Annotated in this window: 11 protein-coding genes; 4 read left to right on the top strand and 7 right to left on the bottom strand. The window is 51.5% G+C overall.

What is annotated here, in order from left to right:
- Nucleotides 1-19: 19 nt before the first annotated feature.
- The 4 genes from J3P34_RS21815 to J3P34_RS21800 all read right to left on the bottom strand — a co-directional run bounded on the left by J3P34_RS21815 (nt 20) and on the right by J3P34_RS21800 (nt 4599).
- The gene (locus J3P34_RS21815; RefSeq protein WP_210490741.1) at nt 20-412 is read right to left on the bottom strand and encodes a response regulator; all 393 of its coding nucleotides are present in this window, start codon (nt 410-412) and stop codon (nt 20-22) included.
- 87 nt (nt 413-499) lie between these two features.
- Entirely contained in the window at nt 500-2815 is a 2316-nt protein-coding gene (locus tag J3P34_RS21810; protein ID WP_210490740.1) for a PAS domain-containing sensor histidine kinase, read from the bottom strand.
- A gap of 169 nt (nt 2816-2984) precedes the next feature.
- Nucleotides 2985-3356 (bottom strand): response regulator, encoded by a 372-nt coding sequence (locus J3P34_RS21805; protein ID WP_246853855.1) that lies wholly within the window; start codon nt 3354-3356, stop codon nt 2985-2987.
- Between the two features lie 106 nt (nt 3357-3462).
- Nucleotides 3463-4599: a sensor histidine kinase gene (locus J3P34_RS21800; protein WP_210490738.1), complete on the bottom strand. Its 1137-nt coding sequence runs from the start codon at nt 4597-4599 to the stop codon at nt 3463-3465.
- 202 nt (nt 4600-4801) lie between these two features.
- Between J3P34_RS21800 and J3P34_RS21795 the strand changes: the two genes are divergently transcribed.
- Nucleotides 4802-5881: a PAS domain-containing sensor histidine kinase gene (locus J3P34_RS21795; protein WP_210490737.1), complete on the top strand. Its 1080-nt coding sequence runs from the start codon at nt 4802-4804 to the stop codon at nt 5879-5881.
- A gap of 650 nt (nt 5882-6531) precedes the next feature.
- A complete protein-coding gene (locus J3P34_RS21790; RefSeq protein ID WP_210490736.1) occupies nt 6532-8880 on the top strand; it encodes a family 1 glycosylhydrolase in 2349 nt (782 codons plus the stop codon).
- A 200-nt stretch (nt 8881-9080) separates the two neighbouring features.
- On the opposite strand, the gene J3P34_RS21785 is transcribed toward J3P34_RS21790, so the two are convergent.
- A complete protein-coding gene (locus J3P34_RS21785) occupies nt 9081-9680 on the bottom strand; it encodes a hypothetical protein (protein WP_210490735.1) in 600 nt (199 codons plus the stop codon).
- A 425-nt stretch (nt 9681-10105) separates the two neighbouring features.
- Here J3P34_RS21785 and sppA point away from each other — a divergent pair, with 425 nt between their 5' ends.
- Nucleotides 10106-11875, top strand: a complete 1770-nt coding sequence (sppA, locus tag J3P34_RS21780; RefSeq protein ID WP_210490734.1) for a signal peptide peptidase SppA — start codon at nt 10106-10108, stop codon at nt 11873-11875.
- A gap of 177 nt (nt 11876-12052) precedes the next feature.
- Nucleotides 12053-12868 carry a purine-nucleoside phosphorylase gene (locus J3P34_RS21775; protein WP_210490733.1) on the top strand — a complete coding sequence of 272 codons (816 nt, stop codon included), beginning with the start codon at nt 12053-12055 and terminating at the stop codon, nt 12866-12868.
- Nucleotides 12869-13305: 437 nt separating this feature from the next.
- On the opposite strand, the gene J3P34_RS21770 is transcribed toward J3P34_RS21775, so the two are convergent.
- Entirely contained in the window at nt 13306-14085 is a 780-nt protein-coding gene (locus J3P34_RS21770; protein WP_210490732.1) for a DUF4249 domain-containing protein, read from the bottom strand.
- Between the two features lie 56 nt (nt 14086-14141).
- On the bottom strand, nt 14142-16421 hold the full coding sequence (locus tag J3P34_RS21765) for a TonB-dependent receptor (RefSeq protein WP_246853851.1): 2280 nt from the start codon (nt 16419-16421) through the stop codon (nt 14142-14144).
- Nucleotides 16422-16451 lie beyond the last annotated feature (30 nt).

The following is a 16451-nucleotide window of genomic DNA, read 5'->3' as shown; positions in this document are numbered from 1 at the left end:
CAAGGTGTTTCTAAAAAAACTAGGCCAAAAGATTCAGTAGAACTTCTTTGGTGACAGGTTTAGTCAGGAAACCCGCAATGGGATACTGGGCTGAGCGCTCTTTGTCAGCGGGGTTAAGGGAGCTGCTGCACATGTACACCTTGCTTTGACCCAGGTCAAGTTTACTCTTTTGGGTTATCTGCTCCAGAAACTCAAAGCCGTCCATGACGGGCATTCTAATGTCTACAAAGATCAAGGCGGGGAGATTTTTCTCACCGCTGGCAGCGAGTTCCTCTAGTTTGTCTATGGCTTCGCGGCCGTTGCGGGCGGTGATGATCTCTTTTGCTAAGCCGGCTTTCTTCAGGTTTATCTTGGAGATAAAGATCCAGTTGTCGTCATCATCCACCACCATGACAGATTCAATTTGCTGCATAATTTCCGGGTTTACGTCCGTTGCTTTCTGTTCCTCCATCTTTTAGGGGGTAATGGTAGATTACTTTTTAAACAAAGATAGCAGGTTTTAGTCAGCTACCGGCAGGTACACCCTGAACTCGGTGCCTTGTCCTTCTTCGCTTTCCACCTCAATCTTGCCGTTGCTGTTCTCTACAATCCGCTTCACCATGAACAAACCTACGCCGGTGCCTTCTACGTGGTCATGGAAACGCCGGAACATGGTGAACAGCTGTTCCTGCTGCTGCTCGGTTAAGCCCAGTCCATTGTCTTTGACTTGTAAAACAACGTGTTGCTCTTCTAACCGGGTCTGGACCTGGATGCTGCATTCCCGGTCTGGCGCCTGGTATTTGAGGGCATTGCTGAGCAGGTTATAGAAGATGCTTCTAAAGTTCTTTTTAGAAAACCGGAGCTGCGGCACCTGAAAATTGGTGTGGATGTGGCAGGGCTGGATGTTGTAGGAAGAATCCAGGTCTGCCTTGATGTCTTCGTACACCTCCTGCACGTCTATGGATTCTTCCAGCAGGTTCTCAGGGTTGGTGTTCTGGAGTCTGCTGATGTTGGTGAGGTCCTGGATGGTGCGTTGCAGGCGGCTCACCGAGGTGATGATTCGGTTCATGATGTCCTCGGTTTCAGCATTCAAGCACGCGGATTCGGTGAGTTCTTCCTTCAGAAAGCTTATCAGGGCTTCAATGGTGGTGATAGGAGAGCGCAGGTCATGCGAGGCGGTGTAGATAAAGTTATCCAGGTCGGTATTGGTTCTGACCAGTTGGGTGTTTTTCTGGGCCAGGGCTTCTTCGGCTTGTTTCAGGTCAGTGATGTCAATGGAAGAACCAATGAAGCTGTAGATGTCACCATTGGGCAGATAGCTGGGAGCGCCTTGTGAAAGCAGCCACCGGTACACGCCGTCATGGCGCCGCATGCGGTGTTCAATGGTGAAAATGCTCCGATGCTTGATAGCCTCACCCAAGTTTTGGATGGCTTTGTTTACGTCATCTGGGTGCACATAAGGAATCCAGTTGTCCCGCAGGGCGGTCTCATACGCAATGCCCAGGAAAGACAGGAAGTAGGAATTGACGTACGTGAGTTCGGCCTCAGGGCTAATGGTCCACACCATGTTAGGCGCAGCGTCTGCCATGATCCGGAACCGTTCTTCGCTTTCTTTTACCGCCGCTTCCATTTCTTTGCGGGCCGTAATATCTCTGGTGATGGCCAATAAATGAGGCTCATCATCCAGCATCAGACCCACTACCCTGGTCTCTACTGGAAAAATGTGCCCGTCTTTTCTTCTGTGCAGGGTTTCAAACTGCGGAATGGTTTCATTCTGCGCTTTGGCAAAAAGCTGCCTGAACATCTCTTCCTGGTACAAAGGTTCTACCTCTTGCACCCGTAAACGGGGAGCTTCTTCTTCTGAGTAGCCCCAGGTTTCCAGCGCTTTTTTGTTCAGGTAGGCAAATGAACCGTCTTCCCGCATCAATGCAAAGGAATCCTGCGCTTGGTCGGCCATGAACTTGAACCGTTTTAGTTCTTCCTGGCTGGCTTCTACTTTCTGGCGGGCCAATACCTGCTCGGTTACATCCTGGGCTACATGGATTACCCCGGTTATTTTCCCGCCTTCTATGAGGGGAGTGTAAGAGACATTGATGTGATGCTTTTTCAGGTTTTCCCCGTCCAATAAATCTACCGGCACTTCATTGCCTTTGAAAGATTCGCCGGTTTGTACCACCTTTTTGACAATGGCCAGAACGGGTTGCTCTTCTAACTCTGGTAAGACTTCTATCATCTTCTTGCCGAGCACCTCTCCTGTTTTTTCTTTGTACATGAGGCGCACCATAGGAGCATTGACACTTTCAATGACCACATCGATGCCCCGGGTTAACGCGATGCCCACCGGTGCCTGTTCCACCATGTGCCGGAAACGCGATTCAGTTTCTTCTATTTTGTTTGCGGTGATTACCTGTTCGGTGACGTCTGAGGTGGAGTGTATAACGTAGCGTACTTCCCCTTGTTCATTTAGAACAGGCTTGTTGCTGGCAGCCCAGTACCGCTCTTCAAATTGGCCATCTGCATTGGGTACGTCATAGCGTATAATAGGCAACTGGTCTGCCTGTTTTGAAGCCAGGACTTTATGGAAAGATTCTCTTAGCGCAGAAGGTCCGGTGGCCGTAAGTGCCTGGGGATTCTCAGGAAAAGCCTCAAAAACACTTCTGCCTACCAGTTTATGCCTGGTAGTGCCAGCTATTTTGAGAAAATCATCACTCACTTCCAGAATGGTGAAATGGGGTGGATTTGGCTGCGCCACCAGGAAGCTACCCGGCAGGGCTTCAAACACCGCCTTAAAGTCCAGTGCATTTTCTGGCTGGGCATTTACATCATAATGGGGCATATATCTTTGTGAGCTGCAGTAAAATACGTGGTATTTAGGTTGCTTTCCTATTCTACGGGAGAGATAGAGACAAGGAATAGCCTACCCTCTACTGAAGAGCCCGCTTATGAACGGTACGGGCAAATAGAAAGCAATGATGCAGCAACGGGCAGGTAGCTGGATTCTGGGCTTAGCCCAGAATCCCTTGTAAGACTTCTTTGGTAAGGGGTTTGGTAAGGAAACCAGCAATAGGGTAAAGGGCGGCTTTCTCTTTGTCTCCGGGGTTAAGGGAGCTGCTGCAGATGTACACCTTGGTCTGGCTCAGGTCTATTGGGTCTGTTTTGGTAGTCTTTTCTAAAAAACCAAAGCCATCCATCACGGGCATGCGGATGTCCAGCAAGATAAGGTCAGGTAGCTTTTTATCTCCGGCAGAAGCTAAATCCTGTAGTTTGGTGAAAGCCTCCAGCCCGTTTTTAGCGGTGATGATCCCGTTTTGTAATCCGACTCTTTTCAGGAGAAGTTTAGACACGAAAATCCAGTTTTCGTCATCGTCTACTATCATCACAGAAGGTATGTTTTGTACGTTTTCCGGCTTCGTGTCTCCTGCGTGCTGCTCCTGCATTTTGGTTGGGTACTAAAAAATAAGTAAGTCTGTTATGTAGGAGGGGTTACATAGCTTCATGAAGGTACACTTTAAATTCGGTACCTTCTCCTTCTTTGCTTTCCACCTCAATTTTTCCGTCTGCGTTGTCTACTATCCGTTTCACCATGTAAAGCCCTACGCCAGTGCCTTCTACGTGGTCATGGAAGCGCCGGAACATGCCGTATAACTGCTCCTGCTGTTGAGGGCTCATGCCCAGGCCATTGTCTTTTACCCGTAAAACCACATAAGGCTCTTCTAACCGGGTAGTTACATGAATAATGCATTCCCGGTCTGGCGCCTGGTATTTGATGGCGTTGCTGAGCAGGTTGTACAAGATGCTCCGGAAGTTCTTCTTGGAGAAGTTAAGCTGATGCACCTTAAAATCAGTCTGGATGAAGCAGGCTTTCTGTTTGGAGGGGTAGTCCAGGTCTGCCATGATGTCTTCATACACGTCTTTTATGTTGGTGACTATGTCTGTAGCGTCCTGGGTGGTGTCTTTCTGCAGCCGGCTTATTTCAGCTAAATCTTCAATAGTATGCTTAAAACGGTCTACTGAATCCAGTACCCGCTGCAAAACCTCTTTAGTCTCCGGGGTGAGGGCGTTTTCTTCCGTGAGCTTTTCTTCCAGGTACATCATCAATGCCTCTATGTTGGTGATAGGGGAGCGCAGGTCATGTGAGGCCGTGTAAATGAAATTGTCCAGGTCATTGTTCGTTCTCTGGAGTTCATCGTTTTTGCGCTCCAGGGCATTTTGCTGCCGCTCGGCTAGTTTGTCCTGCAGTTCTTTCTGTTTGGTAAGGTCTCCGGTGATTTTGGTAAAGCCAATGTGCTGCCCTTCATCATCATAGATAGGAGTAAGGGTCACGGTAGCCCAGAACAGGGTGCCGTCTTTCTTTTTGCGCCAGTCTTCGTTTTCATAAGAGCCGTTTTCCAGGGCTTTCTGCATTTCCTTTTCGGGGTACCCGGCATGCTGGTACTCATCTGGGTGCAGGATGCCGTAATACTGGCCTACAATTTCCTCTTCGGTGTAGCCTTTCAGTCGCTCCGCCCCTTTGTTCCAGGCAGTGATGATGCCGTTGGTGTCTGTGGCGAAGATAGCATAGTCCTTTACCTGGTTTACAAAAAAGGAATTAATGCTGTCTGCGGAATAAATAGGAGCCATAAGGTAGGTAGTACAGGTAAAAACGCAGTATCATACACTTTTACTAAAACTCGTTTTATAGGTTTAATTGGCTTAATAAGATAGTAGAAACAGCAGGCTTTACAGAATAAATGCGGGCTTTTGAACGCTTGCCACTCTTTTATTGTACCTTTAGGTAAGCGAAACGGCCATTTTAGGATAACAGCGTTTCTAAGACGTTGTTATGATTAACTCCCACGAGTTCTGCAAAGCCCTATTGGAGCAGACCGGATTAAGTTTGTTCGCCTTTGACACTGACTCAGACCAATTTGTATACCTGAGCCCCGCCTTCAAAGAAATTTTCAAAATACAAGAAGACCAGTCAGACATTGCTGCCCTTCTGCAGCAGGTTCACCCAGATGACCAGGAGCATGTCCTATCAAAGCTGACCGAAGCCAACGAGCCAGGCATTTGCCCGGAAATTGAGTTCCGGATTAAGTTAACCGGGCAAGAAGAGCAGTGGGTCTGTCTACGCCCTACCGTGCTGGAGCAAAGCACCGGCGAGCGCCTGATTATTGGACAAGCAGAAGACATCTCGTTCCAACGCCAGTACAACGACAACCTCAAGAAATTCTCTAACAAGAAAAACTCCATCCTGAACATTCTTTCCCATGACCTGGCCGGGCCTATGGGCATGATTCATGGTTTATCAGAAATACTGTTAGAGCGATTGGGAGATAAAGCCGATGAAGATGCTTTGGAAATCATTCACCTGATTGACAAGAGCAGCCAGAACGGGACCCGCCTCATACAAGAGTTCATTAAAAAGGAGTTTCTGGAGGCTGCCAATACTGGGGTCATCACCCGGCGGGTAAATTTGGTAGAGAAGTTCAGAGAAGCCCTGGTGGAGTACAATCACTTTGAAGGAAAGATGTTGTCAGTGCATTTTGAGTTTACGCCTGCTCAGGAGGAAATCTACGCCCAGGTAGATGATAATAAATTCATGCAGGCCATCAATAACCTGATTTCTAACGCCCTTAAGTTCACACCAGACGGAGGACGCATCACGGTTGGCCTGGAGGAGAAAGAAAGCCAGGTTCTGATCACCGTAGCCGATACCGGAGTGGGTATTCCCGAGCAGTACCACGCCACGCTGTTTGAAGAGTTTACCAAGGCCCGCCGTCCGGGTCTTAAAGGAGAGCCCTCGGTGGGGTTGGGCATGTCCATTATCAAAACCATTGTAGAATGGCACCACGGTCATATCATGTTTGAAAGCGAAGAGGGCGAAGGCACCACCTTCTACATTACCCTTCCCAAAGCCTGATTCCTGCTTTTAAGGTACTTTCTGAAAATCAGGCTCAAAGCTGGTCTATCCTTTAGGTAAAGATTTGCGTTGGGTTTGATTTAGGCTACCTCTTGATTAAAATCCTGTAGTGGGTTTATACATTTTAAAGGCTATTATTTCCTTCTATTTATTTCTTTTCATTTGTTTTTGCTACTTAAGCATTGAGTATAATATTCTCTTATTTTGCCTAATATATAAGGTGAAAGAATGAATTTAGGGCTATTTAAAGTCTAGTTCAGAGTTTTTCCTTTCTTTTACTATTTTAATAATTATTTCTTGAATTTAGTCTTTTGATTTTGAAGTGTTTTTCAAAATAAAGGCAAGAAATACCACTGGGATAGCGTAATTACTTAGCTGATTTGCTGCAAATACGGTATTTTAAGTGCATACCCCTATATTTCAGCTGTTCTTCAACTCCCTCTTTCGCCCTCGCGTATTTTCTCCAAACCGGTAAATAAAGTATAACAATTACCGGAGCGTACTTTCTTGCAAATCACTGGACTTTATTGAGCAATGGTCATCCAATCTTTGGTAATCTACTAAAATATTGGTGCCAATTGGTAAATGCAAACTTGCCTAAATTAATGACAGACAAGACGTTGCCTGGCTCTGGTTCCAAATTTAAAAATATGGAGAAAAGCGAAAATCTGAACCCTTGTTTCCCGGAAGTTTGGGCAGGTTTGGAGTGTACCGTAAACCGGGTAGGAGATGAATACCTGGACCAGATGCAATTGAACGGCCATGCCCTGCGCGAAGAAGACATTGCCCTGTTTGGCTCCATCGGGGTGAAAAAGATGCGCTATCCGCTGCTGTGGGAACTTACCGCCCCCAACGGACCCGCCACCGCTGACTGGACCTGGGGCGACCGCCGCATGCAGTTACTGCAGGAACACAACATTACCCCCATTCTAGGACTTGTGCACCACGGCAGCGGCCCCATTCACACCAACCTGGCAGACCCGTCCTTCCCCGAGGGAGTAGCCGAATACGCCCGCGCCGTGGCAGAACGCTACCCCTGGGTAGAATACTTCACCCCAGTAAATGAACCACTCACCACCGCGCGCTTTAGCGGTTTGTACGGTCACTGGTACCCGCACGGCAGGGACGGCAAAACCTTCGGGTTAACCTTGCTGCACCAATGCAAAGCCACCGTGCTGGCCATGCGCGCCATCAGGGAAGTGAACCCCAACGCCAAACTGGTGCAAACCGAAGATTTAGGCAAAACCTACAGCACTCCGCTGCTGGCCTACCAGGCAAAGCTGGATAATGACCGCCGTTGGGTTAGCCTGGACCTGCTCACCGGTACCCTTACCCCAGAGCACTCCATGTGGCAGTACTTCGTGAACAACGGTATTCCTGAGGAAGACCTGCAATGGTTCCGTGACAATACCTGCCCACCAGACATCATCGGCATCAACCATTATCCGCCCAGCGAACGCTACCTGGACGAGAACCTGGCGGCCTTCCCGGAGTGGACCCACGGCGGCAACGGCATCCACCAATATGTAGACGTGGAAGCCCTGCGGGTGAGAACCGAGGACCCTGCTGGTTTCTACTCTGGCCATAAAGTTTTGCTGCGTGAGACCTGGGAGCGCTACGGCTTACCTATCTCGGTGACCGAGGTACACATCTGCGGTGCCCGCGAGGAGCAGGTACAGTGGTTCAAGCACGTGTGGGATTCCTGCACGGATTTGAAAAAACAGGGCGTAAACATAGTGGGCGTGGCCGCCTGGTCCTTGCTGGGCACCTTTGACTGGGTGAACCTGGTCACCCGCGCCGAGGGGTACTATGAGCCGGGGGTGTTTGATGTGCGCGGTCCGAAGCCTCGGCCCACAGCCCTGGCCAAGATGCTGACCAAATTGGCGAAGGGCGAAGAATACGAACACCCATTGTTTCACCTGCCTGGTTGGTGGCAGCGCCCGGATAGGTTTTTCTATCCGTTCACGGAAGAGGACAAACACGCCGAGCTTTTCCTGAACCGAGAGGAAAGCCGTTTCGGCCGCGGCACCAAATCGGTGTGGCGCAACAACTGGAACCCCATCTGCGAAACCGAAACCATCCCCGAGGGAGATGGCCTGACCGAGCAGGAAGTTCTGCACCTGGAAAACACGACCCGGCCCATTCTCATTACCGGGGCCACCGGAACCCTGGGCAGCGCTTTTGCCCGCCTCTGCGCAGACCGGCACATCCCTTACCGCCTGGTAGGTCGCAAACAGATGAACATCACCGATCCGTTTTCCATTGAGCGGGCCATGAACTACTACAACCCTTGGGCGGTGATCAACGCGGCCGGATACGTGAAGATTGACGAGGCCGAGGAAGACTGTGAGTCTTGCCACCTGGTCAATGCCCACGGGGCTATGCTGCTGGCGGCCACCTGTCAGAAGCGCGGCGTGCAGTACCTGACCTTCTCCTCAGACCTGGTGTTTGATGGTTTAAAACAGGCGCCTTACACTGAGAGCGATGCCGTGAACCCCCTCAACGTGTATGGACAAAGCAAAGCCCAGGCTGAGAAATATGTGCTGGACATGCACCCCGGCGCTTTGATCGTGCGCACCAGCTCGTTTTTCGGGCCCTGGGATGACGCCAATTTCCTCACGCTCATGGTGAAGCAACTGGCCCAGGGGAACACTTTCATGGCGCCGGAGGATATTGTGGTGTCGCCCACCTACGTGCCCGATCTGGTGAACGCCTGCCTGGATATGCTGGTAGACGAGGAATCGGGGATATGGCACCTGACCAATGAAGGCGAGATCACCTGGGCGGACCTGGCCCGCAAAGCCGCCGAGATCGCTGGCCTGGACCCTAACCTGGTTCAGGGATTCTCCGCGAATGAGTTGCAAGGTCATCAGGCCCCGAGGCCAAGGTATAGCGCCTTAAGCAGCGAGCGCGGCCAGATCCTGCCGCAACTGGAAGATGCTTTGGTGCGCTACGCCAACCGTATGAGATGGGCCAACCGCATAACCGTTTCCGCCTGATTTTGTAAAAAATAGGCAGAATACCAGAATGATGGATGTTTAGGTTTGTTGGTGTGTAGAGCAGAACACCCTTCTGTAGCAGGAGGGTGTTCTTGTGTTTTATCCAGGGCACCGCAGCTGACTCCAAGACAGGAAGGCCAACCCATTTTCTGTTTTTGGTCTGATTTAAAGAAAACGGATCTTAAACAGAGTAGGCTTTCTTAGGGAGCTACAGACTTGTCTTTCTCTTTAAGCCAGTAGCGCACGCCAAAAGAGAGGCTCATGATATTGGGGTAGCCGGGCACAAACGAGGTGGAGAAGTCCGTGCGCTCAGAGAGGCGGTAGTTGTACTCAAATTCGCCGGCGTACCAGACCATCTTGTACTGCCACTTGTCATCGGGGTCACCGCCAAAGAAAGAGGTGGAGAAATTGTACCCGGGTAGGTCAGACCAGTTGCGGCGGTAAACCAGGGTTGGTCCCAGGCCCCCGTTAAGCGAATGACGACCAATCTGGAACACCACCGCCCGCAGACCTAAGTGGGTAAAGCCCGCGAACTGCATCGCGCAATCGGCGTACAGGGCCTGAATGGCTTTGACGGACAATTTATCAGGAATAATGAATTGCTCATAGGCCACGCTGGCGCCCAGGTTTAGCACCAGATAGCCTTTGCCATCGGGGTTCAGGGGCATCAACTCGGCATTATCATCGCCTTTGGGGTGCACCGTGAGCCCGAAGTACTTGAAATTAAGGTTCCGCTTGTATTGCGCCTGGGCCAGGAAAGTGCCTAAGACCAGGAACGCAAGTAGTGTCCATCTTTTCATTGTAAGGCTATATACGGCAATTGGGGCAATTTGCTAAAATCAAGTGGAAAACACCGCCCGGTGGAAACAAAGGAAAGCCTTGCCGGTAGAAGAGAATAGCGCTGTACGAGACGCTAAGCCCTTGGGAAATCTGTTCAAGTGTGCTTATGAAGGCTAAGGTTCCCAAGGTTTTTTGCCTGGAACCCGCTAAGAGAAAAAAGAACCGGAAGCTGAAAAGAGGAAGGAATAGAATCAAGGAAGTGTTTGTTGATGAATGAATTATAGCGCAGTTGGGCTGGTGGCGTTCGCTTTGCCGGGTACTTACCGGTTCATCAGATTTTGTAAGATAAAGAAGACCATATCGTTTTTGTAAGTATTCTGCCTATTTTACGACTAATGTGGAGACATTGCAGGCCTGCCTTGGGTCCTGAATTGATAGATTTAATATGCGACAGTTTTTAAAGTTTGTGCTGGCCACCATGGTTGGCTTGTTTTTGTTTAGCGTGGTGAGTTTCCTCATCCTGTTGGGCATTGCTGCGGCGGCGTCCTCGGGGGATGAGGTGAGCATTGCTGAAGGCTCTGTGCTGGAGCTCAAGTTGGGCCAGCCGGTAGTGGAGCGGGCACCCCGCAGCCCCTTCGCTGACCTGGGCATGGAAGAGATGTTCGGGCAGGAGGGCATTGGGTTGGATGAGATCAAAGCCTCCATCAAGAAGGCCAAAGCTGATGACCACATCAAAGGTATTTTCCTGAACCTGGATCTGCTGCAGGCCGGCATGGCCTCGGTAGAGGAGATCCGCAACTCGCTGCTGGACTTCAAGAAATCCAAGAAGTTTGTGGTGGCCTACAGCGAGTTCTCCACCGAGAAAGCCTATTACCTGGCCTCCGTAGCCGATAGATTTTACCTGAACCCGCAGGGCACCATGGAACTGAACGGCCTCAGCTCTGAGGTGATGTTCTTTAAAGGCACCTTGGAGAAGCTGGACCTGCAGCCTTACATTTTCAAAGTAGGAGAGTACAAGAGCGCCGTGGAGCCTTTCATCCTGGACAAGATGAGTGATCCCAGCCGTGAGCAGACACAGTCTTTCCTGAACTCTCTGAATGACTTCATGCTGCAGAACATTGCCACCTCGCGCAAAAAATCCTTGGCAGAAATGAAGAACCTCTCAGATTCCATGCTGGTGCACAACGCCAAAGACGCCCTGCGCTACGGCCTGGTGACCCACTTGGGCTATTATGACGAGGCCACCGATTACATGAAATCCAGAACCGGCGTGAAGAAGGAAAAAGAGCTGAAGCTGGTAAATCTGGGCACCTACAAGAAAGCCGCTGATCCGGAGAAGAAATCGGGCTCATCTTCGAATAAGATTGCGGTGATCTACGCTTCCGGCGATATCGTGGGCGGCAAAGGTGATGATGAATCTATTGGCGGACAAGGCATGTCAGAAGCCATTCGGAAAGCGCGGCTGGATAAGAACGTAAAGGCGGTGGTGCTGCGCATCAACTCGCCGGGCGGTAGTTCCCTGGCCTCAGACGTGATCTGGCGCGAGGTGATGCTTACCAAAAAAGTAAAGCCTATCATTGCCTCCATGTCTGACGTGGCCGCCTCGGGCGGATATTACATTGCCATGGCCTGCGATACCATTGTGGCGCACCCCACCACCATTACCGGCAGCATCGGGGTGTTTGGCATGATGGTCAACTCAGAGAACTTCCTTAAAAACAAACTGGGCATTACCACAGACCGTGTGAAAACCGGTAAGTTCTCAGACGTTCCATCTGTGACCCGCGCCATGACGCCGTACGAGAAAATGCACATCCAGCGCGAGGTAGAGCGCATCTACGATGACTTCACCACCAAAGCCGCCCAATCAAGACACATGCCCGTTGCCGATCTGCGGAAAGTGGCCTCGGGCCGCGTGTGGTCGGGGATTGAAGCCAAGCAGCGAGGTCTGGTGGACGTGATGGGCGGTCTGGACCAGGCCATTGCCATTGCCGCCAGAAAAGCCAAACTGAAAGAAGGCGACTACCGTCTGCGCACTTTGCCAGCGCAGAAGTCTTTCATGGACAACCTGTTCTCAGACACCGAGTCACAGATGAAGGCCTACTTCCTGCGCAATGAACTGGGCGATATGCTGCCTTACTACCAACAGTACCAGCGCGTGATTCAGATGCAGGGCATCCAGGCGCGACTGCCGTTTGAGATTGAGATCAACTAAAAGACTACACTTTGTTTCTTGGAAAAGGCTGCCCATAGGGTGGCCTTTTTCGTTTTAAGAGAAAGTGAGCCCCTGCTTTTCCTGATTTTTTACGACCTTGCGCCACCCCTGAACGAACCCGTTTTATAGCCCATTTCTTTAAATAGGGCGTAAAACAGCTTACCAAAACCTAAGACAATGATTAAAACCCTGCAAGAAGCCGCTGATTACATCCGCCAGGAAACCTCCCAGTTCCAGCCCGATTTCGGGATTGTGCTGGGCACCGGCCTGGGCGCCCTGGTGCAAGACATTGACATGACCTTTAGCCTTGACTACGCAGACATCCCGCATTTTCCGGTTTCCACCGTAGAGAGCCACTCCGGTAAACTGATCTTCGGGGTGCTGGGCGGCCGCAACGTGGTGGTGATGCAAGGCCGGTTCCATTACTATGAGGGCTATACCATGGAGCAGGTGGTGTTCCCCATCAGGGTGATGAAGTTGCTGGGCATCCAGAAGCTGTTCGTGAGCAACGCCGCCGGCGGCCTGCACCCGGATTTCAACACCTCAGACCTGATGGTGATCACCGACCACATTAACCTGCTGCCTTCCAACCCGCTTATCGGCAAAAACCTGGATGACCTGGGCCCGCGCTTCCCCGATATGAGTGAGCCTTACAGTGAACACCTGATCCAGCAGGCGCTGGAGATCTCAGCAGTGCACGGTCTTGACGTGAGAACCGGTGTCTACGCCAGCGCTCCGGGCCCCATGCTGGAAACCAAAGCCGAGTACCACTTCATCAGAACCATCGGGGCCGATGCCGTGGGCATGAGTACCGTCCCCGAGGTGATTGCCGCCGTGCACATGGACCTCCCGGTTTTCGCCGTCTCCGTCATCACCGACCTCGGCGTGGGCAAAATCAAGAAAGTAGTCCTGCTGGACATCCTGGAAGCCGCCGCCAAAGCCGAGCCCAACATGACACTGCTTATCACCGAATTGATCAAGCGGCAGGAGTAAAAATAGTCCTGAGTTCTGAGTCTTGAGTCCTGAGTTAGTAAATCTATCCTCGGTTATAACTCAGAGCCTAGACTATGGGCATGTCCTCACCCTTTTGTCATCCTGAAAGGATCTTGTGGGCGGACTAGATGGGTTGTAGCAACACTCCAATTCTCGGTGTTCCTCTTAACAAGTAACCTTGTGTTGAGGCCTTTTTCAGGTAAATAGCCTCAAATCAGGATCGATCACAAAAGCAGAACCCGCCGGTTCTGCTTTTATTTTTAATGTGAGTTATGATGTAGTAGAACAGTCTCAGAAAAAAGATTCTCCCCTCAAGGGGAGAATCTTGGTAAGGAGCCGCTTTAGGTTTTAAGGAGAAGTGTTTGGCAACTCTACAGGTTCTTTTCCCAGCTCTATTTCTAACCCGATTTCCCAAAATCAGGCCCAAAACAACCTGCCTATTTGATGATAATTTCCTTGCTGTTATAATTCAAGTGGGTGAAGATACCGAAGCCGCCGGCTACAGTTGATTTGATGGTAACAGGTTGGGCAAATGGGTTGCCGTTGGCGCGGCGGGCGTCTTCCACGCTGCTGATGAAGTCATAGTAAGCTTCGTCCACGTGGAAGAGTTTGACGGTTAAGGTGTCATCGCGGTCAAAGCGATAGGTGGTGGTATAGGTTATCTTCTGGCCATTGCGCAGGCGGTCGTCCACTTCCGCGTCCAGTTGACTGTCTATGCCGGTAGAATCCTTTTTGTGGGCCAGCAGGCGGTAGAAGTTCTTGTGATTTGCGGGGTCCTGCCAGCGCGCCATGAGGTAGGCTTCCTGGCTTTGCTCTGGTTTGCTGTTGAATTTAAAGCCTACGCTGTCAAGGGGAACAGGATCCAACACCGTGGTGGTACCAGTGATACGGCGTCCTTTGGGATCGGTGATGAGGAGCTTGAACACATCGCCGGGCACGGCGGTAATCTTTCTGGGGTTGTAGTGGGTGTAGACTTTTTCGTTTTCTTCGTCAACGATCAGGGTGTCTTTCAGGACGATGGGCGCCTCGTTGTTCTTGGTGATGGTCACGCTGGCTCCGGTCACAATCAAGGCTTCAGGGGCATCAAAATACCCTGAGGACTCCGACAAAGCCAGCTTAATGGGCTCACCGTTCTCCAGGTAACATTCCACTACCATCTGGGGCGGCAGTTTAGGCAATTCCACCACAATCTCCTGCTCCATGTCACAGGAAGTCATAACTCCCGCAAGCAAAAGCAAGGACAACAAAGGGCGTATATAAAAGGGAGTACCCATTAGAATTTAAAGTTATAGGTCACAGACGGGATAACAGGGAACAAGGAAACCTGTTTGGCCACAAAGCCCGTGATTTGGTTGTTCTCCTCGTCTTTGATGGTCTCAAAATACACGAAGTACGGGTTGCGGCGGTTGTAGGCGTTGTACACACTGAAGGTAAGGTCAGAGCTTCCGCGCTTAGGCCGCAGTCTCCAGACTAACCCCAAATCCAGGCGGTGGTAAGCGGCCAGCCGGAACGAGTTGCGCTCTGGGTACACCGGAATCACGGTGTAGTCTTCGCCGTTCACATCCTGGAAAACGAAGCGTTGCACGGGCAGCGAATAAGCATTACCGGTTCCGTACACAAAGGTGGCCGTGGCGCTGAGGCGTTTGTTCAATTCATGGATAGCCACTACCGAGAGATCGTGCCGGCGGTCAAAGCGGGTAGGGAAGGTCTTGCCGTTGTTCAGATCGGGGAAGGTACGGTTGCTCCAGGAAAGGGTGTAGCCGATCCAGCCCGTGGTTTTACCTTCCTTTTTCTCCACGTAGAACTCCTGTCCGTAGCTGTCACCGGTCCCGAAGACAAACTCCTGCTCCAGTTCCGTGTTCCCGAAGATCTGCGCCCCGTCGCGGAGGTCCAGCTGGCGGTTCATCTTCTTGTAATAGGCCTCGGTGCTGAACAGGTATTTGTCTTTGTAGAGCTTGGTAAGACCTATGGTGAACTGGTCTGAACGCTGCGGCTTCACGCCCGGGCTGGACGGGTACCAGATATCGGTGGGGAGCGAGGCGCCGGTATTGGAGATAAGGTGCACGTATTGGAACATGCGCGTGTAGTTGGCCTTTAGGGTGAGCGTTTCTGAGAAGCGGTAACTGGCCGCGGCCCGTGGCTCCAGCCCCAGGAAGTTCTTGCCGTTGTTCAGGAAACCAGACAAACGCAGGCCGTAGCTCAGGGTAAACACCGGGCTCAAAGCCCAGTCATCTGAGGCGTACACGCCGTATTCCTGCCCGCGATAATTGTTGCCCGCGCCCACATTCACCGTGCCGTCTTGGCTGTTGGCCTCCAGCCGGCCCACAGTAAAGCGATGGTCAATCGCTGAGCCCCCGAACCGCAGGTGGTGATGCTCCGAGGAAATGTACTCAAAGTCAGACTTCAGGGTGAGGTCTGTGATGTGAGAGGTGAGGCTGAAGGAGTAGATGTCCAGCTGGTTTTTGATCTGGTACTGGTAGTTGGAGGCTGAAAAAGTGGTGTTTACGAAAAAACGGGGCGAAAACTGGTGCGCCCATCGGGCGGAGCCCACGCGGTTTCCCCAGTTGAAATTGAAATCGAAATCCTCATCGTTGAACTTGAAGAAATCGCGGCCGTAGTAGCCGCTCAGGAAAAGGCGGTCATTGGGACCCAGCTCAAACGTGGCCTTGGCGTTGAAATCATAGAAATAATAATCTGGGATGGGGCTCCACTCTGGGTCGCTCTCTTTGGCTTTATTGATCATGCGGGTAAAGACATCCACGTAGGTGCGCCGCCCCGAGACCAGGAACGAGGACTTGTCTTTCTGGATGGGGCCTTCCACCGTGAGCCTGGAGGCAATCAAGCCAATTCCGCCGGAAACGTCATTCTCTTTGCGGTTGCCCTCGCGTAGTTTCACGTCCAGCACGCTGGAAAGCCTTCCCCCGAACTGTGCCGGGAACCCGCCTTTGTACAGTTCCACACCACGCACCGCATCTGGGTTGAACACACTGAAGAATCCGAACAAGTGGCTGGGGTTGTACACCAGGGCATCATCCAGGAGCACCAGGTTCTGGTCAGAGCTGCCGCCCCGCACAAACAGACCGCTGCTGCCCTCGCCGCCGCTCTGGATGCCCGGTTTCAGCTGCAGGGTTTTGATGATGTCCACCTCGCCAAACAGGGCTGGCAAGAGCTTCGCCTCACGGGACGAAAGTGTTTCCATGCTCATTTGCGGCGTGGTCAGGCGCTCCTGGAAAGTATTGCGCTCAGATTCCACCACCACTTCGCCCAGTTGGTTTGAGTTCTCCAGCAACTCCACGTTCAGGCGGGTGTTTTTGGTCAGGACCACCTCTTCGGTCAAGGTCTGGAACCCAATGTAAGAGAACTGGATCTGGTACGTTCCCGGGTTCAGCGGCAAAGCATAAGTGCCGTTGGTGTTGGTTTCCACGCCCGTGGTGGTGCCTGCCACCGAAACGCTGGCCCCAATCAATACCTCGCCGGTAGCCGCCGAGCGGAGCGTGCCATTCAGCGTGACCCGGTCCTGCGCCTTTACGACAGAAAAGGGCAGAAAAAGCAAAAGGAATAGGAAAATACCAAAGAGCCCTTG

It is taken from the genome of Rufibacter aurantiacus, from assembly GCF_017916345.1.
Taxonomy (GTDB): Bacteria; Bacteroidota; Bacteroidia; order Cytophagales; family Hymenobacteraceae; genus Nibribacter; species Nibribacter roseolus.
This window is presented reverse-complemented; position numbering and strand designations above follow the sequence as displayed.